Annotated in this window: 19 protein-coding genes, 1 tRNA gene and 1 riboswitch; of the genes, 6 read left to right on the top strand and 14 right to left on the bottom strand. The window is 64.0% G+C overall.

What is annotated here, in order from left to right:
* Positions 1–13 precede the first annotated feature (13 nt).
* Both ACN6KF_RS16135 and ACN6KF_RS16130 read left to right on the top strand, forming a co-directional pair.
* Positions 14–1,006 carry an FCD domain-containing protein gene (locus ACN6KF_RS16135; RefSeq protein WP_434957811.1) on the top strand — a complete coding sequence of 331 codons (993 nt, stop codon included), beginning with the start codon at positions 14–16 and terminating at the stop codon, positions 1,004–1,006.
* Positions 1,007–1,239: 233 nt separating this feature from the next.
* Complete coding sequence (locus tag ACN6KF_RS16130; RefSeq protein ID WP_149253971.1) at positions 1,240–1,449, top strand: cold-shock protein; 210 nt, start codon at positions 1,240–1,242, stop codon at positions 1,447–1,449.
* A 490-nt stretch (positions 1,450–1,939) separates the two neighbouring features.
* Here the strand turns inward: ACN6KF_RS16130 and ACN6KF_RS16125 are convergent, their stop codons facing one another.
* The 4 genes from ACN6KF_RS16125 to ACN6KF_RS16110 form a co-directional block, all read right to left on the bottom strand.
* The gene (locus tag ACN6KF_RS16125; RefSeq protein WP_434957810.1) at positions 1,940–2,137 is read right to left on the bottom strand and encodes a cupin domain-containing protein; all 198 of its coding nucleotides are present in this window, start codon (positions 2,135–2,137) and stop codon (positions 1,940–1,942) included.
* Between the two features lie 346 nt (positions 2,138–2,483).
* A tRNA-His gene (locus tag ACN6KF_RS16120) sits at positions 2,484–2,560 on the bottom strand.
* 130 nt (positions 2,561–2,690) lie between these two features.
* On the bottom strand, positions 2,691–3,140 hold the full coding sequence (locus ACN6KF_RS16115) for a phasin (RefSeq protein WP_149253972.1): 450 nt from the start codon (positions 3,138–3,140) through the stop codon (positions 2,691–2,693).
* A gap of 571 nt (positions 3,141–3,711) precedes the next feature.
* Positions 3,712–4,092 (bottom strand): phasin, encoded by a 381-nt coding sequence (locus ACN6KF_RS16110; protein WP_434957809.1) that lies wholly within the window; start codon positions 4,090–4,092, stop codon positions 3,712–3,714.
* Between the two features lie 183 nt (positions 4,093–4,275).
* Between ACN6KF_RS16110 and ACN6KF_RS16105 the strand changes: the two genes are divergently transcribed.
* Together ACN6KF_RS16105 and ACN6KF_RS16100 are read left to right on the top strand one after the other, a co-directional pair.
* Positions 4,276–7,317 carry a PAS domain-containing sensor histidine kinase gene (locus ACN6KF_RS16105; RefSeq protein ID WP_434957808.1) on the top strand — a complete coding sequence of 1,014 codons (3,042 nt, stop codon included), beginning with the start codon at positions 4,276–4,278 and terminating at the stop codon, positions 7,315–7,317.
* Between the two features lie 196 nt (positions 7,318–7,513).
* Complete coding sequence (locus tag ACN6KF_RS16100) at positions 7,514–8,248, top strand: hypothetical protein (protein ID WP_434957807.1); 735 nt, start codon at positions 7,514–7,516, stop codon at positions 8,246–8,248.
* Between the two features lie 48 nt (positions 8,249–8,296).
* On the opposite strand, the gene ACN6KF_RS16095 is transcribed toward ACN6KF_RS16100, so the two are convergent.
* The 9 genes from ACN6KF_RS16095 to ACN6KF_RS16055 form a co-directional block, all read right to left on the bottom strand.
* On the bottom strand, positions 8,297–9,553 hold the full coding sequence (locus ACN6KF_RS16095; RefSeq protein ID WP_434957806.1) for a Zn-dependent hydrolase: 1,257 nt from the start codon (positions 9,551–9,553) through the stop codon (positions 8,297–8,299).
* The gene (locus tag ACN6KF_RS16090; protein ID WP_434957805.1) at positions 9,550–10,392 is read right to left on the bottom strand and encodes a BtpA family protein; all 843 of its coding nucleotides are present in this window, start codon (positions 10,390–10,392) and stop codon (positions 9,550–9,552) included. Before ACN6KF_RS16090 ends, ACN6KF_RS16095 begins: the two co-directional genes overlap by 4 nt.
* The gene (locus ACN6KF_RS16085) at positions 10,389–11,303 is read right to left on the bottom strand and encodes a ribokinase (RefSeq protein ID WP_434957804.1); all 915 of its coding nucleotides are present in this window, start codon (positions 11,301–11,303) and stop codon (positions 10,389–10,391) included. The genes ACN6KF_RS16090 and ACN6KF_RS16085 overlap by 4 nt, the downstream gene beginning before the upstream one ends.
* A gap of 3 nt (positions 11,304–11,306) precedes the next feature.
* The gene (locus tag ACN6KF_RS16080) at positions 11,307–12,095 is read right to left on the bottom strand and encodes a glutamine amidotransferase (protein WP_434957803.1); all 789 of its coding nucleotides are present in this window, start codon (positions 12,093–12,095) and stop codon (positions 11,307–11,309) included.
* 130 nt (positions 12,096–12,225) lie between these two features.
* On the bottom strand, positions 12,226–13,314 hold the full coding sequence (locus ACN6KF_RS16075) for a phosphotriesterase family protein (RefSeq protein WP_434957802.1): 1,089 nt from the start codon (positions 13,312–13,314) through the stop codon (positions 12,226–12,228).
* Positions 13,315–13,316: 2 nt separating this feature from the next.
* On the bottom strand, positions 13,317–14,324 hold the full coding sequence (locus tag ACN6KF_RS16070; RefSeq protein ID WP_434957801.1) for an ABC transporter permease: 1,008 nt from the start codon (positions 14,322–14,324) through the stop codon (positions 13,317–13,319).
* Positions 14,321–15,139: an ATP-binding cassette domain-containing protein gene (locus ACN6KF_RS16065; RefSeq protein WP_434957800.1), complete on the bottom strand. Its 819-nt coding sequence runs from the start codon at positions 15,137–15,139 to the stop codon at positions 14,321–14,323. The genes ACN6KF_RS16070 and ACN6KF_RS16065 overlap by 4 nt, the downstream gene beginning before the upstream one ends.
* A gap of 86 nt (positions 15,140–15,225) precedes the next feature.
* Positions 15,226–16,167, bottom strand: a complete 942-nt coding sequence (locus tag ACN6KF_RS16060; RefSeq protein ID WP_434957799.1) for an ABC transporter substrate-binding protein — start codon at positions 16,165–16,167, stop codon at positions 15,226–15,228.
* Positions 16,168–16,304: 137 nt separating this feature from the next.
* Positions 16,305–16,925 carry a cupin domain-containing protein gene (locus ACN6KF_RS16055; protein WP_434957798.1) on the bottom strand — a complete coding sequence of 207 codons (621 nt, stop codon included), beginning with the start codon at positions 16,923–16,925 and terminating at the stop codon, positions 16,305–16,307.
* Positions 16,926–17,062: 137 nt separating this feature from the next.
* Positions 17,063–17,243: riboswitch (cobalamin riboswitch) on the top strand.
* 43 nt (positions 17,244–17,286) lie between these two features.
* Here ACN6KF_RS16055 and bluB point away from each other — a divergent pair.
* Together bluB and ACN6KF_RS16045 are read left to right on the top strand one after the other, a co-directional pair.
* A complete protein-coding gene (bluB, locus tag ACN6KF_RS16050; protein WP_434957797.1) occupies positions 17,287–18,021 on the top strand; it encodes a 5,6-dimethylbenzimidazole synthase in 735 nt (244 codons plus the stop codon).
* Between the two features lie 27 nt (positions 18,022–18,048).
* On the top strand, positions 18,049–18,729 hold the full coding sequence (locus ACN6KF_RS16045; RefSeq protein WP_434957796.1) for a TerB family tellurite resistance protein: 681 nt from the start codon (positions 18,049–18,051) through the stop codon (positions 18,727–18,729).
* Here ACN6KF_RS16045 and ACN6KF_RS16040 read toward each other — a convergent pair.
* Positions 18,722–19,987 (bottom strand): hypothetical protein, encoded by a 1,266-nt coding sequence (locus ACN6KF_RS16040; protein ID WP_434957795.1) that lies wholly within the window; start codon positions 19,985–19,987, stop codon positions 18,722–18,724. The genes ACN6KF_RS16045 and ACN6KF_RS16040 overlap by 8 nt on opposite strands.
* Between the last annotated feature and the right edge of the window lie 83 nt (positions 19,988–20,070).

The raw sequence follows: 20,070 nt of genomic DNA, 5'->3' as shown, positions 1-20,070 counted from the left end.
GGGGAGGGGCGGCATGGGCATCCCGGCGACAAGACGACGGTTGAACGAGATCGTCGGCGAAACGCTGGCCTCCCATATTCGCTCCGGTGCGCTGCCGGCCGGGTTCGTCATCCGGGAAAAGGCGGTCACCGATCTGTTCGGTGTCGGCCGCATGCCGGCCGTGGTCGCGCTGACCCGCCTGGAGGCGGAACGCCTGGTCCATCGCAGGCCGGCGCTGCGGGGGGTGGTCGTAGGCCTCAGCCAAGCGGTGCCGGCAAGGCCGGGTGATCTCGCCGGCCACGTCACGCTGCCGGAGGGCCTTGGCAGTGAGCTCGGGCAGCGCAACTGGCGCAGCCTGATCTATCCCACGCTGGAGCGCCAGGTCGCGTCATGCCTGCTGTTCGGACGCTTCCAGATTCGTACCCTCGCACTGGCAGAGCATTTCGGCGTCAGCCGCACCGTTGCCCATGAACTCCTGCTGAGGCTCGAACGCGTCGGCCTGGTGCGCCAGGAGGCCAATGCGCGCTGGTATGCGGGTCCGCTGACACCGGCTCGAATCGACGAGCTCTACGAAATGCGCATCCTGCTGGAGCCGGCCGCCCTTCGGCAGGCCGCGCCAGGGCTCGAACCGTCGATAATCGAGGAAAGACTCGAACGGGTGTCGCAGGCGCACACCGCCGAGGCGCGATCGGATACATCCTTGTTGCACCGGCTCGAAACGGATCTGCATCAGGACATCGTGCTGCGCTGTGCCAATGAGGAGTTGCGTGCCACGCTTTATCGCTGTCAATTACCGCTGATTTCGGTACATCTGTCTTTCGGCAATTATGGCGAGCGCACCGACATTCCTCAGATGATCGGGATGCATAAAACTGTGCTGGAACATCTTGCCGGGGGGCGAGTGGAAGAGGCGGCGCTCGCCCTAAAAAGCCATTTGTGGCACTCGCGTGGCGAGAATCCAGCACGCCTTGTGGATCTGCCCACACTTGGTCCGAAGCAGTTATACCCCTATCTTGACCCGATTTGACCTGAAAACGGCTCGATTCGAGGCGAAATCAATGTCAAATATGACGGGCACGGTCACGCTTGCATTTTTGCGCCGATATCAGCATAAAAGCCCATCGATCTCGGCCGGACGTTTTGGCTGTGTGGTTTTGCGACCACGCTCGCTGATGACCTTCCTACCAATTTCGACCCATGGAGCTTCGTGCCGCCGGTCGGTTGCAGGAAGTTCGATCGTGCCCATAGGAAAGGTTCGTCATGAGCACAGGTACCGTTAAGTGGTTCAACTCCCAGAAGGGTTATGGCTTCATTCAGCCGGATGACGGCTCGAAGGATGTTTTCGTTCACATCAGCGCCGTGGAGCGCGCCGGCCTGCGTGATCTGCAGGAAGGCCAGAAGGTCAGCTATGAGCTGGTCGAGGATCGTCGTTCCGGCAAGATGTCGGCTGATCGCCTCCAGGCTGCCTAAGCCCTGCGGGCGCGTCGCAGGACGCGTCTGATTCAATTCAAGACGGGCGAACGCTCGTTTGACGCCTCCGGCGATAGCCGGGGGCGTTTTTTATTGCCTGAGGGCTCTGCCAGAACGGCTGGCGTGTTCTCGACAAAGGTTGTTCTCCCATGCCGTCCCGACGGTTCGAATGGGTGATCCCGGCGCAGCGCCGGCGGCGGCCGAGCCATCGACGTCCAAAGCCGAGAACAATCTGTGACGACCCCAGCGACTTCCGACGCGACCAGCGTTCGCCGACTAGGCGGACCTCCTAAGTCCCTTCTTACTCGGCAGGTTGCTCGGGCTCGCCAGCGTGATCGCCCTGGTAGCCGTCATGGGCTGAGGTACTGACAGGAGACTGTCTTCCGCTGAGTTGGCCGAACTGCGCTGCCCGCGGCAAGGGCGGGCCGAGCGGTTCGTGGGTGAGAAGACCAGTTCCTCGACGAGCAACGCCGAAAGGCGCCCGGCAAAATCAGCACGAGCAGGCCCTGCCGCCGTCGAGCCTGAGAATCGATTCACGCACGAATGGTGAGATTTCCACGACACGGAACTCGCGCGACAGCCGCATGCCGACATGGGCAGGCACCCACACGGCGCTGTTCGGCAGCACAACCCAGGTGCCGCGGCGATCGGTGGTGTCGGAGACGCCGCCGCTCGCCGCATAGACCAACTGTGCCTGATGATGAGAGTGGCGGGTACCGGTGAAAGAAGTTTCGTCGCGGGCCAGCAGGGATATCGAGCCTGCTTTGGTCGTGATTCCTTCCGGGCCGGATATGGCTGCTATGGTGATGGAAACGAGTCTATCCGCGCAAAATAGCCATCGAATGCTCTATTGTCGCGCTGGTGTGGGAATCTTCATCGGTCGCATGAGTGAGATTGAGTTTTGCCGGGCTGTCGAGGCAAGACGCGCAGCATGATCCGCGTGAACTCGACTTGACCTGATTTAAATGACGTCAAACCGGAGAAATTTCTCGACGGTCACGTCGCAAGCACCACCACCGCATCAAGCCTTGTGATGGTACAGTTGGGTGGTCTCGAACCACCGACCTCCGGAGCCACAATCCGACGCTCTAACCAACTGAGCTACAACTGCATCTGGGCATGCGTTTAGCGGGATCGATCCGCTATTTCAAGTGTGGCACGCGGGATTTTTTAATCCGTCCCACTCAAAGAAAAGGCCCGGACCATGTCCGGGCCTCGAAAGAGCTGTACGTGCTGAAAAATCAGGCGACGCTCTTGAAGGTCTTCTCGACCTGAGCCTTGACCGGAGCGATCGCCTCGTTGGCAACCTTCTGGGCGAGCTCGCCGAATTCCTTGGTCTGAGCAGAGACCGCTTCAGCCTGCTTGCGCAGGAAAGCGGTGTTGAGCTCGATCACGTCGGAGAAGGTCTTCACGCCGAACAGGGCGATGGCATGATCGAAGGAAGCGTTGGTGTTGGTGCGAGCCGACTCCAGAACCTTCAGGCCGAGGGTCGAAGCGCCCTTGGAAGCGGTGCTGTAAGCGCCTTCGAAAGCACTGGAGGCTTCCTCGGCAGCAACCTTGATCTTGGCATAGGTGTCCTTGGCCTGGGCAGCGCCCTTCTCGGCGAAGTCACGGACGGAAGCAGGGATTTCCAGCTTGGAGAGATTTTCGAAGGCCAGCTCAGTTTCAGTCTTGTTCTTGGCGGCAACCATAGAACGCTCCTTGGGATAAGGGTGAAATTGGATCAGTGGACTTAACGAAACGACTTTGAGGAAGCGTCGGCATGACGTGCTGCAACGAGCGGCGACCTCACCTGCCGCAATCTATATCAAATGCCTTTGTGCGATGCAATAACTTTGTTGCAGTGCACAATCGTCAGATCAAAGCGCAATTTTTGGGCGATTCATGCCCAAAATTATGCCTATTGGTGAATTTTTCGCTTGGTCAGATCAGGGGTGATTGACGGGTTTTTACCCGATATTGCGCTGCAATTGCCACTTTTATGACAATTGGTGGCCGAATTAGCGCTTTGCCGCCATAGAGGAGAGACGCAACGTTACGCGGCGGAAAGTATTACGTATCACCGCGACGAAGAGATATGCCGGGATTGCAAGACAGGGCTGTCTTTTTGCAGGGTCGCCAAGAATAGCTCAGTTATTTTGAATTATTAGCGTGCGGGCCCCAAGCAATATATTACCTCGCACCTGCGCCAGTTGAGATAGGAATGCGGCACTGCCGGGGCTGCCCGTCAGGGCAATCCCGGCCCGGCTGTCTTGATAATCTCTATTTCTTCGGCTTGGCGACGTCCGAAGCCACCTTGCTGGCCGTGGCACCAATATCCTTGGCCTGCTCGCCGAAAGCCTGGAGCTGCGCCTTGATGAAGTCGCTCTGCAGTTGCAGTACCTGTTGAGGGTCCCTGGCCTTGACGAGGTTCGAGGCGAAGTCCAGAGCAGCCGCCACGTTCTGTTCGGCATAGGTCAGGGCCTTGCGGCCGATATCCTTGCCGCCGGTCTGAATTGCATCGCTGGTGCCTTCGAGGGTACCGGCTGCCTTGTAGGCCGCGCCCATGAAACCGTCGAATGCCTTCTTGGCCTGATCGACGCTCTTTTCCGCCATGTCGCGCATCTCGGACGGAATTTCGAAGTTCGGCGGCTTGGTTGTCATTGGCGTATCCTCCGTTGCCCCCGCCCCCAGGCCGGTGACGGTGCAGGTGACGATAGCGCAGGCTTGGCGTTTTAACCATGCCTGAGATCAGCGGGGGATGACGGCGGGCCGGCGATTTACCCTTTTGTTTTCCATCTGTATTCATACTTTGTTAGTCATTTCGGCAGGTTCTTGGAAAACGGCATGATCGAGGCGATGTTGCGGACGGCTTTGATGGCCGATCAGCGCCTGCAGGCGCTGATGGACGACCCGCGCCCAGCCTTCGTCTGGCATCTGGACGGGCGTGCGCTTGCCTGGGCCAACCGCGCCGCAGCCCAGAGCCTGGGCCTGGCGCCGGCGGACATCCTGCGTCAGCAATCGAGTTCCGCCCTGGTTTCGCTCTCGCCGCAGATCGCGGCCATCGCCCGCAAACTCCCGAGGCCAGGGGCCATGCGGCTCGATCGCCTGCGCCTGCCCGGCATGGGCGCGCTCGACACCCTGTCCTGCGCCTGCCGATCCTTCGACGGTCCGGAAGGGTTTCTGGGACTGCTCGTGCAATCGCTCGATCTGCCGCGCGGACGGCGGCAGCAGAGCTGGGCTCCGCCCTCGGTGACGGATACGCTGCCGCCCTTACCGGCCGCAGGAACGGAGGCAATTCCGCCCGGTGACTCGGCTGCGGCCAAACCCTTCGAACAGAACGGCGCCTGGCGCTGGGTCGAAGCCGAAGGCGAGCGCAGCGAGCCGGCAAGGCCGGACGCTCCGCTGTCCTCGCCCGTGGAGGCCGCGCAGAACAAGCCCGCCGAGCCGTTGCCCATCGCTCGCACCAAGCCTCTTCGCTTCGTCTTCCAGACCGATGCCGAGGGACGTTTCGTCTCCGTATCGGCCGAACTGGCGCAGGCCCTGGGCCAGCGGGCCGCCGACTGGACCGGCCGGCGTTTCGCCGATATCGCAGCGGCGCATGGTCTGCGCGACAGCACGGCCATCGTCTCGGCCCTTGCCGGGCGCCGGACCTGGACCGGGCTGTCCGTGCTCTGGCCCGATGCTGCCACCCGACAGGAAACGCCGATCAGCCTGAGCGCTTCGCCGCAATTCCAGGGCGAAGGTCAGTTCGCCGGTTTCCGTGGTTTCGGCATTGCCGGTATGCCGAGGGCGCTATCCACCCCGATCGAGGCTGAAGTGCCGCCGGCGAAAGCCGCGGTCGTCTGGCAGGATGCCGAACCGGCGGATGGGCAGGAACCGGCACCCGCTCCTGAACCATTGTCGGTTCGTACGCCCCCGCGGAATGCCGACAGCAATGTGGTACGCTTGCCGAGCAAGGTGACCCAAGAAAAACACGCACCCGAGCGGCCTGTATCTGAAAAACATATATCCGAACGGTCCGGGCCGGAGCGGCACAGCCTGACGGCGACGGAACGGACCGCTTTCCACGAGATTGCCAAGGCCTTGGGGGCGCGTATCGAGGGTGAACGTCGGGTCGAACCGGCGAAGCAGGAAGCGCCCCCGGCCGCCGAACCCGATCACGCTGGTCTGGAGCAACCGGTCGCTCACGCGGAACCGGAAACGCGCCTTGAAAAGCCCGGCGCCGTGATAGCCCTGGCGCAGCCCGATCCCAAGCCCGCCGACCCCAAGCCCGCCGACCCCGCCGTTGCGCCGGCCCTGAGTGCCGATGAGATCCGCTGGCTGGAGGACGCCGCTTCCGAACCGGAGGCAGTCTCGCCCGAAACGCTGCCCGCAGGCGAGCCAGAGCCGGTGGCGCGCCCGATCAAGCTTGGGCGTCTCGACAAGGTGCCGGTCGCCCTGATCGACCGGCTTCCGATCGGCATCTTCATCGCGCGCGGCGAGGAACTGCAATTTGCCAATCGGACCATGCTCGAACTGCTGGGCTATCCCGATGTCGAGGCGATCCGCCAGGCCGGCGGCCTCGACCATGTCTTTGCCGGCAGCGGACCCATCGCCACGGGCGAGGATACCAATCCCGGCGTGCTCCTGAAAACCGCTTCGGGCGAGACCATCGCCGTCGACGGCCGCGTGCAGACCACGCATTGGGATGGGGAGAGCGCTCTACTCATTTCCGTTCGCCGTCCGCTCGGCGAGGTCGGTGCCGACAAGCTGCATGCGGCCGAACGCCGTGCCGACGAACTTCAAGCCGTGCTCGACACGGCGACCGACGGCGTGGTGATTCTCGACGAGCAAGGACGCATCGTCAGCATCAACCGCAGCGCCGAGGCATTGTTCGGCTATGAGCAGCGCGAGATCATCGGCAAGGACCTCCTGCTGCTGTTCGCACCGGAGAGCCATCGCGCGGCCTTCGACTATCTCGACAGCCTACGCTCCAACGGCGTGGCGAGCCTGCTCAATGACGGCCGCGAGGTGATCGGCCGCGTGCGCCAGGGTGGCGCCGTGCCGCTGTTCATGACCATCGGCCGGCTGGGGAGCGAGAAGACGGGCGAGGAGGCCAAGCGCTTTTGCGCCGTACTGCGCGACGTCACCAGCTTCAAGAAGGCCGAAAGCGAACTGACGGCCGCCAAACGCCAGGCCGAGGAAGCCTCTTCGCAGAAATCGGATTTCCTTGCCAAGATCTCGCATGAGGTGCGCACACCGCTCAACGCCATCATCGGCTTTGCCGAGGTGATGATGGAGGAGCGTTTCGGTCCAATGGGCAACGAGCGCTACCGCTCCTATGCCCGCGACATTCACACCTCCGGCGAGCACGTCATCAGCCTGGTCAACGATCTGCTCGATCTCTCCAAGATCGAGGCCGGCAAGCTCGACCTCAGCTTTTCCAGCGTCAATCTCAACGAGGTGGTGCAGCAGTCGGTCAGCCTGATGCAGCCCCAGGCCAGCCGCGACCGCATCATCATCCGCATGGCGCTGGCCGGGAACTTGCCCAATGTCGTGGCCGATGGGCGCAGCATCCGCCAGATCGTGCTCAATTTGCTGTCCAACTCGATCAAGTTCACCCAGGCGGGCGGCCAGGCGATCATCTCCACCACACTGTCGGAGCGTGGCGAAGCCGTGCTGCGTGTGCGCGATACCGGCGTCGGCATGACCGAACGCGAGCTCACCATCGCCATGGAACCTTTCCGCCAGGTCGCCTCGACCACCCTGGGCGGCACGGGTCTTGGCTTGCCCCTGACCAAGGCGCTGGTGGAAGCCAACAGGGCGAGCTTCACCATCCAGTCCACCAAGAATTCGGGAACGCTGGTGGAAGTGACCTTCCCCTCGACGCGGGTGTTGGCGGAGTAGGGGGCTCCAGCCGAAATTGGTGAGTTTGGAGGAGCGAGTCGGTATGGGTTCCTTGCCCACGACGAAAACTTCTTGCCGGGCGTTTCTGACGGTGGCCTTCGTCGTGCCTGTCTTGACTTTTCAGCTCCCTGCCGGCGCCCGAGCTTTCGCCCAAGAAGCGGCCTCTGTAGAGCCTGGAGCCGCGAGGCCAATCATCATGGTCACCGCCCAATTGGGTCAGGCGGCTGGCCAGTTCTTCGCCGCCAATCCGACCATCGATCCCAAGCCCCATCTCGGGCAAGCCGGGGCCGAATTACCCGATATGGGATTTATGTTTCTGCATGCCTTCGCCGATCGGCCGGCCGAGCCTGATGGCTATATCCTGCGCTATGAGAAAGGCGATTGTGCGGTCTCCTTGCCGGCCGGACGTGACGTCTTTTTCGGGCAGACGGCTGGCTTTCTGACGAATTTTGCCGCGACATTGCCGCGTGAACCACTGTCGTTCGATCAAATGATGGCTCTGGCGCAGGAGATCGCTGCGAGGTTCGACAAGGCGGGTTGGAAGCGCCTCAATTACAATGCCGCCATTGCGGCGGAGAATTTCGGCAAAAACGGTCCCAACAAGACGCAGGAGAAGCTCGGCGAATGGGTGCCGTGCAATGAAGCCGGCCTCGTGGTCGCCATTGCCCTGGTCAATCATAGCGATGTGCGACCGGGGATGATGGAGCCCGCAGCCCTCACCGCGCAACGGCCGGCCGATGCCCCGCCTCACTATGTCGTCGAAGTCCGCTTTATGGATAGCGACATGGCACTTTACGATGAAGCCATCGCCCTGCGCGATGCCCGCCGCCTTGCCGTCAACGGCGATACGGACAAGCCCCTGACGTTCAAGCTCTGGGTCGATGAGCCCGACTGGCGTCCTAAAGACTGGCAGGGCCAATTCATCAAATAGAGCAGCCTGTCCTATTCATATAGCGTGCTCTTTCCCGACCAGGTTTCTTCACGCCGTCCTTGCCGATCCATGCGCCACCGCGATCGTCGCTTCGAGCAGCAGCCGAGCACCGTCCCTTATGCTCGCAGGCTCGACATGCTCGGCCTCGTTATGGCTGATGCCGTCTCGGCAGGGTACGAAGATCATTGCCGTCGGCGCCACGCGGGCAAGGAACAGCGCGTCGTGAAAGGCGCCCGAGACCATCCTCTTGCTGGGCAGGCACAAACGGTTGGCCGTTGCCTCGATGGTGTCGATCATCTCTGGCGCGAAGACACCGGGCGGCATGTCGAAGGCGGTGGCGATCTCGACCGAGCAGCCCTGCTTCTCACCCTCGGCGCGGCAGATGGCCCGCACCTCGCCCTCGATGGCTTCGAGCCGGCCAGCCGAGGGATGACGCAGGTCGAGGCTGAAGATCACGGCCTTGGGTATGGCGTTGACCGATCCCGGGATGGTGGCGATCCGCCCGACCGTCAGCCTCGCATCGGCATCGGAGGGCATCACGCTGGTCTGGAGTTGATGCATCATGCCGACGGCCGCCACCATCGGGTCGCGGCGATAAGGTAGCGGCGTGGTGCCGGCATGGCCGGCCTCGCCGGTGACGGTGACCTTGAGCCAGCGCGTGCCCTGGACGCCCGTGACCACGCCGATGGCGAGACCTTCCTTTTCGAGCGAGGGGCCCTGCTCGATATGCAGCTCGATATAGCCCGACAGGGGGGGGCCGAGGGGGCGCAGGGCCGCTTCAGGCAGGGATGCAAGCGTCGCGGCCAACTCGCCCGAGAAGGAGGCGCCGTCGCTCCCGGTCAGGAACTGCCATTGCGCCGGATCCGCAGCGCCGGCAAAGGCCATCGATCCCATCACGCCGGGTGCGAAGCGGCTGCCTTCCTCATTGGTCCAGGCGACTGCCTCGACGGGACCCGGCGTCTGCAGGCCTGCATCCTCCAATGCTTCGAGTGCCTCGAAGGCCGACAGTGTGCCGAGCGCTCCGTCATAGCGCCCGCCGGTGGGCTGACTGTCGAGATGGCTGCCGATCAGCAAAGGCGGCAGGCTGTCGTCACGCCCGCCGCGGCGGATGAAGAGATTGGCCATGGCGTCCTGGAAGACCCCGAAGCCTCGGGCCTGGGCCAGTTCGGCCAGCAGGCGCCGCGCGGCGCGATCCTCCGGGCTGAGGGCCTGGCGGTTGACGCCGCCCGCCGGCGTGGCACCGATGCGGGCGAAGGCCTCGAGACGCTGCTGCAATCGTTCGGCATTGATAGCCGGAGATGTCATCGGGCCAGCCCGGCGATGAAAGCGGTCACACGGGCGGGGTCGACCGGGTTCCACCATACGCCGTCATGCTTGAGGGCGCTGGCGATGATCACGCCGTCGACGATCGAGAGGATGTCGTTGGCATTGTCCGGGGTAACGCCACTGCCGACGAGGGTCGGCAGGCCGGCTGCCTCCTTGATCATGCGGATATAGCCAAGATCCGCGGCATGGCCGGTACGCTGGCCGGTGGCGATGATGGCATCGGCGTCGAAGAAGACGAGATCCTTCACCAGTTCCTCCACCGGTCGGTCGGCGACGATGGCGTGAGAGCCGTGCTTCACATGGGCGTCGGCGAAGATGCGGATGCCGTTGGCGCGCAATTTGGCCCGGAAGCGCATGGCGCGGGCAGCCTCGCCCTCGACGAAGCCTTCATTGGCGACGTAGGCGTTGGCCCATTGGTTGACTCGAATGAAGCCCGCGCCGGCGGCGCTGGCGATGGAAAGGGCGGGGATGGCGGCATTGGCCAGCACGTTGATGCCGATGGGGCGTCCGAGTTCGCGCCGGATGCGGTCGGAGATCACCGACATATAAGCCGATGTCTCGGGGCCGATGTCGTCGGGCTTGGCGAAGGGGATGTCGCCATGATTCTCGACGATCACGCCCTCGCAGCCGCCATGCAGATAGGCTTTCGCATCGTCGAGGCCGCGCTGATAGATGGCTTCGATCGCTTCGCCCTGATAGCGCGGGGAGCCGGGAAGCGGGGCGAGATGCACCACGCCGATGACGACCTTGGTTCTGCCATAGAGGCTGGTCAGCGCATCGCCGGCAGCCTGGCCGATGGGTTTGGAGGAGGGTGTCATGGCTTTTCCGTTTCCAATTTCCTGATGAGGTCGCGGATCTCCGCCCGGCTGGGGCAGGACTCCGATGTGCCGCTGCGGCCAACCGCGATGGCAGCGGCGGCAATGGCGAGGCTGGTCGCCTCGACGGGCGCCATGCCGAGATCGATGCCGCCGGCGAAGATGCCGCAGAAGACATCGCCCGCGCCGCTGGTATCGATAGCGGTGACCGCCGGGGCTGGCAGGCGGCGAATGCTTCCGGTCCTGCCCTCGGCAATGAGGCAGCCGCGGGGGCCGAGGGTGACGAGGACGATGCCGGCTTTCTGGCGGAGGAGTTCAGCGGCGGCCTGCTCGGGATCGTCGCAGCGGGTCAGCGCCTGGGCTTCCCCCTCATTGACGATGACGATATCGGCCGACGGCAGTGCCGGGCCTGTTTCGGCGGGGAGAGGGCTGGGATTGAGAATGGTGCAGGCGCCGCGGTGCCTGGCCATATCAAGACAAGCCGAAGTGGCCCGGGGCGACAGGTTGCCCTGCATCACCACAATATCGCCGGGCGCAATCCGCTCGGCGATATCCGTTTCCGCGTTGGGATCGAAGGCTTCGGCACACAGGCTTCCGGTGACGATGATGTTCTCGCCGCCGGTTTCCACCAGCACCGCCGAGCGATCCGTGGGCAGGGGCTTGGCGGTGAGGCGGCAGGCGAGACTTTCCGCGGCGAGACGATCGGTGATCCAGCCTCCCGCCAGGTCGTCGCCAACAGCCGCCCACAGCGTCACGTCCGCGCCTGTGCGGGAGGCGGCAATGGCCTGGTTGGCGCCCTTGCCGCCGATGCCGTCGGCGTGACCGGAGGCATTGAGCGTTTCGCCGGGAACCGGGAAACGCTCCAGCCGGAAGGTCGTGTCGACACAGACATTGCCGACGACATGCACTGCCATGGTTCAGCCCTTCGTGGTCGCCCGATTCTTCTCGGTCGCCCAAGCCAGCATCTGCTCGAACAGTTTCTTGTAGCCGTCCCAGGCGATGAAGCCCGGCGGCAGCCAATGCGGGCCGACATCGGACGTCCAGGCCACGGTGCGGCCCTTGCCGTAGGTGCCGGTCACCAGCAGCGGCTGGGAACCATAGTCGGACGAGACCGTGGCGAGCACCTCGGCGCCCGGCTTGAGCGTCACCTCGTTGTAGCCGAGCAGGATGGGCCATTCCGTGCCGAGACCCTGCAAGATCGGATGATCGGCCGCGCCGGTGACGACGGGGGCGTAGCCCTCGGGCACTTCCACGCGATCGTCGAAAGCAAGGCATTCGACCGGCAGCACGTCCTCCACCGGCGTCTTGCGGTAGCGCGCGCCGCCATTGATGCCCTGGAAGCTGAAATAGCCGCCGAACATCAACAGGCCGCCGCCGTTCTGCACATAGTCACGCAGAAGGCGCAGGCGGTTCGGGGTGGGCTTGGAGTGGATCCAGGTATCGGGATGGAGCAGCAGCGTGTTTGCGCCGATATCGGAGAGCACGACGGCGTCATAGGCGGAAAGCGCCTCGATCGTCTGCGGGAAATGGCGCTGGGCCTCATGCGCAGGCATGAAGGTCACGTCGAAGGCGCCGTCCTTCAGGGCGGCGAGAAGCTCGTCCGCGCCGGTGTGATAGGTGGCGGTCGGGAACTGGTCGAAGCCCTTGATATGGGTCGAGGTCGAGACCCAGGATTCGCCGGCGAGCAGGATCTTCTTCTTGGACATGGTCACTCCTATAGCGTTTTGCGATTTGGTGGGATCACCAAGAATCGCAAAGACGCGTTCGAACAAAGAGTTAGAGCAAAAGTGCGTTTTCGATAAAAAGCGCTTTGCTCCAGGAAAAGGGGTCGTGGGCTCACGCCGCGGCGGAGAACACCGATTTGGGATTGTCGACGAGCACGCGGTCGATCGCGGCCTGCTCCACGCCGTGGCGCAGGAGGCGGGGCACGAAATGCTTGAGGATGAAGCCGTAGCCGAAGCCGCCATAGCGGGTGAGCATGATCTTCAGGAAGACGTCCTGCGACAGCAGCAGGCGGTCGGTGAAGCCCATGTCGACCAGCGCGCGGATCGCGGTGGCGTTCTGCTCGTCGGAAGGGGACTGGGCGTCCTGGTCGGCAAAATAATAGTCCATGCCGATCATGTCGTATTCGAGGAAGGCGCCGCGCTCGGCCAGGGCCCGCTGATAGGGCAGGTCGGCATGGCTCGGATTCATGTGGCAGAGCACGGTATGCCTGGGATCGGCGCCCTCGGCCTCGACAATGTCGAGCACGCGATGGCCGAGACGCTCCCAGCCCGGCAGATGGATGGAGAGCGGCAGGCCGGTGATCCCGGCTGCGCGCGCCGAGGCGCGCAGCGACTTTTCCTCCTCCGCCGTGAAGTCCTTGCTGACGCCGACCTCACCGATGATCCCCGCCATGATCTGCGGCTGCTCTTGCCCGCCGCCGACATCGTTGACGATGAACTGCGTCACCGCCTCGACATCCATTGCCTTCAGCCAGTCCGGATGGGTCGGCTCCAGATAGAAGCCGGTACCCATGATAATCTTCATGCCGGAAGCGCGGGAGATGCGTGCCAGCTTCTCGGGTGCCCGGCCGATGCCGATATTGGTGGCCTCGATCACCGTATGGCCGCCGAGCGCCTGGAAGCGCTTGAGCTCGGACAAAGCGAGGTCACTGTCGTCGAGCGAGACATTGTCGCGATTCATATAGGGGTTCATCCGCAACTCGCCGATGATCTCGATATTCACCGCCTGCTCGGCGATCGCTTTCTCGTCCGGATGGCAGGGGCATTTCCAGGTGCGGGCGCCATCGAGCAGGATGTGCTCGTGCATCAGGGTGATGCCGAGGTCGTCCACCGGCACCGGGCCGAGCACGGTCATGGCGGTGCCGGATCGGATGCCGATCGGCTTGCGTTCGGCGGGACGGGGCTGGAACAGGTGATCCATGCTCAATGGCTCCTCATCGCGCCCTTGAACAGGCGGAAATTGAGCCAGATGGCGATCAGGATGATCGAGCCGGTGACGATCGGAGTCAGGAAGGGTGACATATGCGCCAGCACCAGGCCGTTGGCGATGACCGCCACCGTCAGGGCGCCCAGCACCGTGCCGACAACGGTGCCGCGCCCGCCGAACAGGCTGGTGCCGCCCAGGACCACCGCGGCGATGACGTCGAGCTCGAAACCCTGGCCGGCATTGGAGGAGCCGGAGCCAAGGCGCGCCGCCAGGATGACGCCGGCCGCGGCGGCCGCCATGCTGGAGAGGATATAGACACACAGCACCACGAAGCGGGTGTTGATGCCGGCGCGCCGGACAGCCTCGGCATTGGCGCCGACGCCGGTGACATAGCGGCCGAAGGGCGTCCGGTTGAAGACGAGGAAGGCGATCACCAGCACCACGAGGGCGATCAGGGCGGGCACGGGCACGCCGAGGAACCAGGCGCGCCCGATCGCAGTGAAGGGGCTCTGGGCCTCGACCGGGATCGAATAGCCGGCGGTGATCAGGAGAGCGAGGCCTCGGATCACCGACAGGCCCGCCAGGGTGACGATGAAGGCGGGAATGCGTTCATAGGCGATGAAGAAGCCCTGTATGGCGCCGATCACGCCGCCCATTGCCAGCATCAGCACGATGACGAGGGGCCAGGGAATCCCGGCCTGCAGCGAGGCCGCCGACAGAGTCGCCGCGAGCGCCAGCACCGAGCCGACCGAAAGATCGATGCCGCCCGTCGTGATCACGAAGGTCATTGCGGCCGCCACGATCAGCAGCGGTGCCGACTGGCGCACGATGTTGAGCAGGTTGGGGGTGGTGAGGAAGGCGTCGGTCCAGATCGAGAAGACCAGGCAGACGAAGATGAAGAACAGGGCGATCGAAATGATGCTGCCATTCGCCATCGCCTTGTCGCGCCAGCGCGCCTTGTGGACGCGGGGGCGATGGGCGGGGGTGGTGGATGAGGCCGTCATGCGCGGGCTCCGTTGTCCTGGGGAGAGCCGTTCTTTTGGGCGGCGCCGGCGGAGCGGGCGTTGAATTTGCGGCCGACGATGAGGTTGACCACCTCTTCGATATTGGTGTCCTCGATCCGGCGCTCGGCGACGTTGCGACCCTCATACATCACCTGGATGCGGTCGCAGACGAGGAAGAGGTCCTGCAGGCGGTGGGTGATCAGGATGACGCTGACGCCGCGGGCGCTGACGGTGCGGATCAGTTCGAGCACCGCCTCGACTTCGGCGACGGCCAGGGCGGCCGTAGGCTCGTCCATGATCAGCACGGAGGGATTGAAGGAAGCGGCGCGGCCGATGGCGATCGACTGGCGCTGGCCACCGGAGAGGTTCTCGACCTTCAGCCTGGTATCGGCGATGACGATGCCGAGCTTGTCGAGCATGTCGCGGGCCTGGTCGTGCATGCGGCGCTGGTCGAGGAAGGGAACGCCGAGGATGCGGTGCCTGGGCTCGCGGCCGAGGAAGAGATTGCCGGCGACATCGACGCTGTCGCACAGCGACAGGTCCTGATAGACCATCTCCACCCGCGCCGCGCGGGCATCGGCAGGGGAGGCGAAGGACTGCACCTTGCCGTCGATCTCGATCGTGCCGGTGTCGGGGATCACGGCGCCCGAAAGCACCTTGCTCAGGGTCGATTTACCGGCGCCATTGTCGCCGACCAGTCCCAGCACCTCGCCGGGCCTGAGCATCAGCGATACGTCGTCCAGGGTCTGGATCGTGTTGTATCGCTTGGAGATACCGGTCATCTTGACGCGGTAGGGGTCGCCACTGTCCATCATGGTTCCGCCTGGCAATGAGATGCCCCGCCCGCGGCTCGAAGAGCAGCGGGCCTGGGCCCAACTATGCGTGGGGGCCTGTCAGCCCGTTACTTGAACATGCCCCGGAACTTGTCGACGTTCTCCTTGGTGACGATCGTCACGGGAACGTTGATGATCGGCTCGACCTTCTCGCCCTTCTTGAGCTTGGCCAGGGCTTCCACCGCGGCCTTGCCCTCGCCGGCCGGATCCTGCTGGATCACGCCGGTGACCCAGCCCTGGTCGATGCCTTCGATGGCCTGCTTGGTCAGGTCCCAGCCGAAGACCTTGACGCCTTCGGTGCGCCCCTGGCTGGTCACGGCGGACACGGTGCCGAGAAGGGCCGGTTCGCCGGTGGCATAGAGCGTGGTCATGTCGGGATTGGCCGTCATCAGGTTCTCGGCCGCGCTCAGCGCCACGTCCTGCACGTTCTGGCCGTCGACGGTGTCGAGGAAGGTGACCTTGAGGCCGCTGGCCGTCACCGCCTTCTTGAAGCCATCCAGCCGCTGGTTCTGGATGTAGGAATTGAGAGCGCCGACCACGCCGATCTTGGCGGTGCCATCCAGCTTGGACTTGACGTAGTCGGCGTAGAACTTGCCGATGTCCTCGCCGGCCTTGAGATTATCCACGCCGACGAAGGAGACATTGTCGCCGTCGGGGATCTGGGCATCGATGGCGATGACGGGGATGCCGGCCTTCTTGGCGGAGGTGATGGCGGGCTTCACGCCGTTGACGTCGATGGCGATCAGGATGATGCCGTCGACCTTCTGGGTGATGTAGTTCTCGATCGCATCGTTCTGGGCGCTCGGAACATTGTTGGCGTTGAAGATGACGAGCTTGGCGCCGGCCGCCTTGGCGGCGGCCTCAGCGCCTTCGTTGATTTGGTTGAAGAACAGGGCCTGCTGGTTGATGGTGACCAGGGCGAAGGTGTCGGCCAAAGCGGACACCGATCCTAGGGACAGCGCCAGGGCTGCCGCTGCCGAGCAGCCGGCGAGATATTTTGAAAGCCGCATTTCAGTTCCCTTCATGGATGGCCCGTGCCGGGCTCATTCTCAGTTCTGACATCAGCATCATTCAAGAGACTTGAATTCATGTCAAGTTACTTGAATGGCGGTCTCGGGGATTCTTGAAACGCCGACGGCGTGAGGCGTTAGAAGGTGGCAGGCGTGTTGACCCAGAAGATGCTCGCGCGCTCCGTTCCGGTGTTGCGGTACCAATGAGGCAATTCCGACTTGAACACGAAGGTATCGCCGGCAGAGAGCTTGAAGGTACGCTCACCGACCATCAGCTCCACGGTTCCGGTCAGCACATAGCCGACTTCCTCGCCCTGGTGCTGGATCGGCCCGGCGCTCTCGCCGCCGGCCTCGATGTGGTGGATGTTGCATTGGAGGAGATGACCGGGCGAATAGGGGATCACCCGTTCCAGCGAGATGCCCTCGCCCCGGCGGAGCGGGTCCAGCGAGATCAGGGGGCGCGAGCCGGCGCGAAAGACGATACCCTCTTCGCTATCCGATTCCTCGAACATCCAGCCGATATTGGTGCCGAGGACCTCCACGAGGCGATGCAGCATGGGCAGGGAGGGGGAGGCCTTGCCGTTCTCGATCTTGGACAGCAGGCTTTCCGAACAGTCCGCGGCCGTCGCCAGGGCCTTCAGCGTCAGCCCCCTTGTCTGCCGGGCCAGGCGAAGGCGGGTGCCGAGCCGCACGGGATTGGCCTGTTCCAGGGGATCGGGGTGATCGCCGGCGCGTCGTTTGAGGTCGATCTTGTTCATTGCGCGATTGCCAGGATGCTTCATTGCCCGAAAGCCTAGCCGACGATTCTAGGCCACAAGCCTGCACCCTGTCCACTTCGCCGCCGGCCGCTCGGCATCAGCGTCCCAAACGGCTGGGCAGCCGGCACCTCCCATGCTACATCCGCAAGACCTTCGGTGCCCGCTTGCGGGAGAATCGGGAACGCGGTTTGAAGCCGCGACGTGCCCAACGCTGTAAGGGGGACTATCCGGGCAGGTTTCAGGCCACTCGCTCTGCGGGGAAGGCGTCCGGATGGGTGGATCCCAAGTCAGAAGACCGGCCGGAGGCGATAGATCGGCGCGCGTGGACGGCGCGGCGATTGCCATCGCAAGGGGAATGACGATGGACCCATCCACGGGAGCGCTTGCGCCCTCCGGGCCGTTTTCACCGGCCGAACGCGACGCCGTCTATCGCGCCATCTTCACCAGGCGGGACGTCCGCAGCCAATTCAGTCCGCAACCCGTTCCGGACGATGTCCTCGCGCGCATCCTCGTGGCCGGGCATCATGCGCCGTCGGTCGGCTTCATGCAGCCCTGGAGTTTCCTGGTGCTGCGGTGCCCTGAGGCCCGGGGCAAGGTGCAGGCCCTCTTCGAGGAGGCCAATGCGGAAGCGTTGGCGATGTTTCCGCCGCAGAAGCAGGCGCAATACCGCTCGCTGAAGCTTGCCGGCATCCTCGATTCCCCGGTCAATCTGTGCATCACCTGCGATCCAGACCGCGCCGGCCCCGTGGTGCTCGGCCGCACCCATGACATGGCCATGGACCGCTACTCCACCGTCTGCGCGGTGCAGAACATCTGGCTGGCGGCACGGGCCGAGGGCGTTGGGGTCGGTTGGGTCAGCATCGTCGATCCCGTGCGCCTGCGTGCGGCACTGGGCATTCCCGAGCGCGTAATTCCGGTCGCCTATCTGTGCCTTGGTTATGTGCACGAAGCCTATGCCCGGCCGGAGCTGGAAGTGAAGGGCTGGCGCCAGCGCCTGCCGCCGGAGGCCGTGCTGAGCTTCGACGCCTGGGACGGCCAGCGGCCCGACCATCCCTTGCTCGCCGCCATGCGGACGGCTATGGGGGATGCTGGTTGACAGAGCAAAGCGCAAAGACGCTTTGGGGTGGCCGGCGCAGATGCGCGCCGTCTCGATCGGGTGGCACGGCCGATGGATTTCCTGCGTAAGAATGCGATCTGGATTATCGCACTGCTGATTACCAGCCTGGTCTTGCTGGAGGGGCCGAGGGCGATCCTGATCGGGGCATTCGTGGCCGCCCTCGTCGGTCTGTTCTGGCTGTTGCGCGGCAAGGCCCGCAAGCCGGCGGCGGGCCGCCGCCTCGAGACCGTGCCGAAAGTTGTCCCCCTTCCGCTCGACCGGGGTTCCGACACGGTTCGGCCGCAGGCGCTCGAGCGCGCCTCTCTCAAGACCATCGATGATCCGAGGCTCGCGGCCGTCGTCCTGATGATACAGCTTGTCCGCACCAATGGCTTGCTGACCCGGGCCGAGCGGGACACGATCCTCGCTCTTATGGCCGATCCACTCGGGATCGGCGATCGCGAGCATGTGTATGAGCAGGCCTTGCAATTGACGGATCGCGGCCGGGTGTTCACGCCGGTCGCCGAGGAATTGGCGCCCCTTCTGCGGGCGCGCCTGTCCCTGCCGGAGCGCCAACAGCTTATCGATATGCTGGGCGAGGTCGCCAATGCCTATGGCGAGGCCAGCGATTTGCAGCGCGAGGCGATCGTTCGCCTGAAGAGACGCCTGCTTGCGCCGGATGCCGCGGCCGGGCGCCCGCTCAATTGAAATAGAAGGCGTAGCTCGCGACGTCGCCGCCGAAGATACTGGTCGCCTGGCCCCAGGCCTCTGCATCCATCACCTTGCCATTGTCGAGGAAAGGCAAGGCGCCTGGGCCGGTGATCCACAGCACCAGGTCGAAATTGCCGGGCTGCTCGAAGACCCTGGCGAGATTGACGCCCTTGGTGAAACGCCAATGCGGCATCAGCAACTTGCCGTCCAGCACCTGCTCGACCTGGCCGAGCAGCGCAAGCCATGAGTCGATACGCTCCTGCGTTACGTCGAGGGAGGGCAGGACGCCGCTCTTCTGCCGCGGGCCCGGCAGCCATTCGTGATCGTCGTCGGTCTCCTTGCCGATCAGCGCCCAGGTCTCACGGTTGAGCCGGATTACCGTCTTGATATGGTCGCGCACCTCCAGCCACATCGCCTTGTCGGCCACCGGCCAGTCGATCGTATGCACCAGGCTGATCAGATCGGCGATGGCGTCGGTGTCACGCTTGCTCGTGCCGAACAGGGTCATGCCCAATCCGTCGCCACCATCGCCGCCATTGGCCTTGGCAAGGCCGCTGATGGCATGTGGAAACAGGCTGCCGAAGCCCGCGTCCCAGCTGCGCGACATGTCGTGCGACAACAGGGTCTTGGTCAGGGCCATCAGGAAATTGCAGTAGCCACGCAGCCATTTGGCGTCGGCCGTGTCGAAGGCGACGATGAAGGGCTTGGGCTTGCCGGCATCGTCGATGTCGGAAATGGCTGCTCCGATATGGTCGCGCTCGTCGATGATGCCGTCGCCGTTCCAGTCGAAGCGGGTGACGGAAAGATCGACCGTCAGCTTGGCGGGGCTGTCGCCGACCTCAGCCAGGGTCTGGTCGGCCTTTTCGAGATCGGCCAGGAACGTGGCGAGGATGCCGCGAAAGTCCTTATAGGTGATGGGCTGCGGATCGGGATTGGTGCTGAAGACGGTGCCCGAGAGGCCGAGCGCCCGCATCGCCGGCATTTCGGTGGCGAAGCCATATTTGTAGAGGGCCTGCGACAAATGTTCGAGCGCCCGCGCCGTGCGCACCATGCCGAGGCCGAGCCTGGCGTCGGCATTGCCGCTGGCCTTGGTGGCGAGGGCCAGCATCTGTTCGTCCGCTTCGCTGATACGCCCCTGGCCGAGATAGCTCTGGAACAGGGCCGAGGCCGGGCTGTCGGCCCTGGCCGGTGCGAAGGAGAACACCACCGTCATCGTGACGGCCGCGGCCCATGTCAGCAAATAGCGCATCGTCATTCCCGGATCGGCAGGGCGCATACCGGGAATCGGATGCCGCCCGCCTGAAAGATGGTTGGATAAGCAGAGGCCGCGAGCGCCGC

Origin of the sequence: Labrys methylaminiphilus subsp. lupini (assembly GCF_051161885.1) — a bacterium.
Lineage (GTDB): Bacteria > Pseudomonadota > Alphaproteobacteria > Rhizobiales > Labraceae > Labrys.
This window is presented reverse-complemented; position numbering and strand designations above follow the sequence as displayed.

Bases quoted from the DNA above. Each gene is read 5' to 3' on its own strand.
- ACN6KF_RS16135 (WP_434957811.1), top strand. From the start codon at position 14: ATGGGCATCCCGGCGACAAGACGACGGTTGAACGAGATCGTCGGCGAA.
- ACN6KF_RS16130 (WP_149253971.1), top strand. From the start codon at position 1,240: ATGAGCACAGGTACCGTTAAGTGGTTCAACTCCCAGAAGGGTTATGGC.
- ACN6KF_RS16115 (WP_149253972.1), bottom strand. From the start codon at position 3,140: ATGGTTGCCGCCAAGAACAAGACTGAAACTGAGCTGGCCTTCGAAAAT.
- ACN6KF_RS16110 (WP_434957809.1), bottom strand. From the start codon at position 4,092: ATGACAACCAAGCCGCCGAACTTCGAAATTCCGTCCGAGATGCGCGAC.
- ACN6KF_RS16105 (WP_434957808.1), top strand. From the start codon at position 4,276: ATGATCGAGGCGATGTTGCGGACGGCTTTGATGGCCGATCAGCGCCTG.
- ACN6KF_RS16100 (WP_434957807.1), top strand. From the start codon at position 7,514: ATGGTCACCGCCCAATTGGGTCAGGCGGCTGGCCAGTTCTTCGCCGCC.
- ACN6KF_RS16095 (WP_434957806.1), bottom strand. From the start codon at position 9,553: ATGACATCTCCGGCTATCAATGCCGAACGATTGCAGCAGCGTCTCGAG.
- ACN6KF_RS16090 (WP_434957805.1), bottom strand. From the start codon at position 10,392: ATGACACCCTCCTCCAAACCCATCGGCCAGGCTGCCGGCGATGCGCTG.
- ACN6KF_RS16085 (WP_434957804.1), bottom strand. From the start codon at position 11,303: ATGGCAGTGCATGTCGTCGGCAATGTCTGTGTCGACACGACCTTCCGG.
- ACN6KF_RS16080 (WP_434957803.1), bottom strand. From the start codon at position 12,095: ATGTCCAAGAAGAAGATCCTGCTCGCCGGCGAATCCTGGGTCTCGACC.
- ACN6KF_RS16075 (WP_434957802.1), bottom strand. From the start codon at position 13,314: ATGGATCACCTGTTCCAGCCCCGTCCCGCCGAACGCAAGCCGATCGGC.
- ACN6KF_RS16070 (WP_434957801.1), bottom strand. From the start codon at position 14,324: ATGACGGCCTCATCCACCACCCCCGCCCATCGCCCCCGCGTCCACAAG.
- ACN6KF_RS16065 (WP_434957800.1), bottom strand. From the start codon at position 15,139: ATGATGGACAGTGGCGACCCCTACCGCGTCAAGATGACCGGTATCTCC.
- ACN6KF_RS16060 (WP_434957799.1), bottom strand. From the start codon at position 16,167: ATGCGGCTTTCAAAATATCTCGCCGGCTGCTCGGCAGCGGCAGCCCTG.
- ACN6KF_RS16055 (WP_434957798.1), bottom strand. From the start codon at position 16,925: ATGAACAAGATCGACCTCAAACGACGCGCCGGCGATCACCCCGATCCC.
- bluB (WP_434957797.1), top strand. From the start codon at position 17,287: ATGGACCCATCCACGGGAGCGCTTGCGCCCTCCGGGCCGTTTTCACCG.
- ACN6KF_RS16040 (WP_434957795.1), bottom strand. From the start codon at position 19,987: ATGACGATGCGCTATTTGCTGACATGGGCCGCGGCCGTCACGATGACG.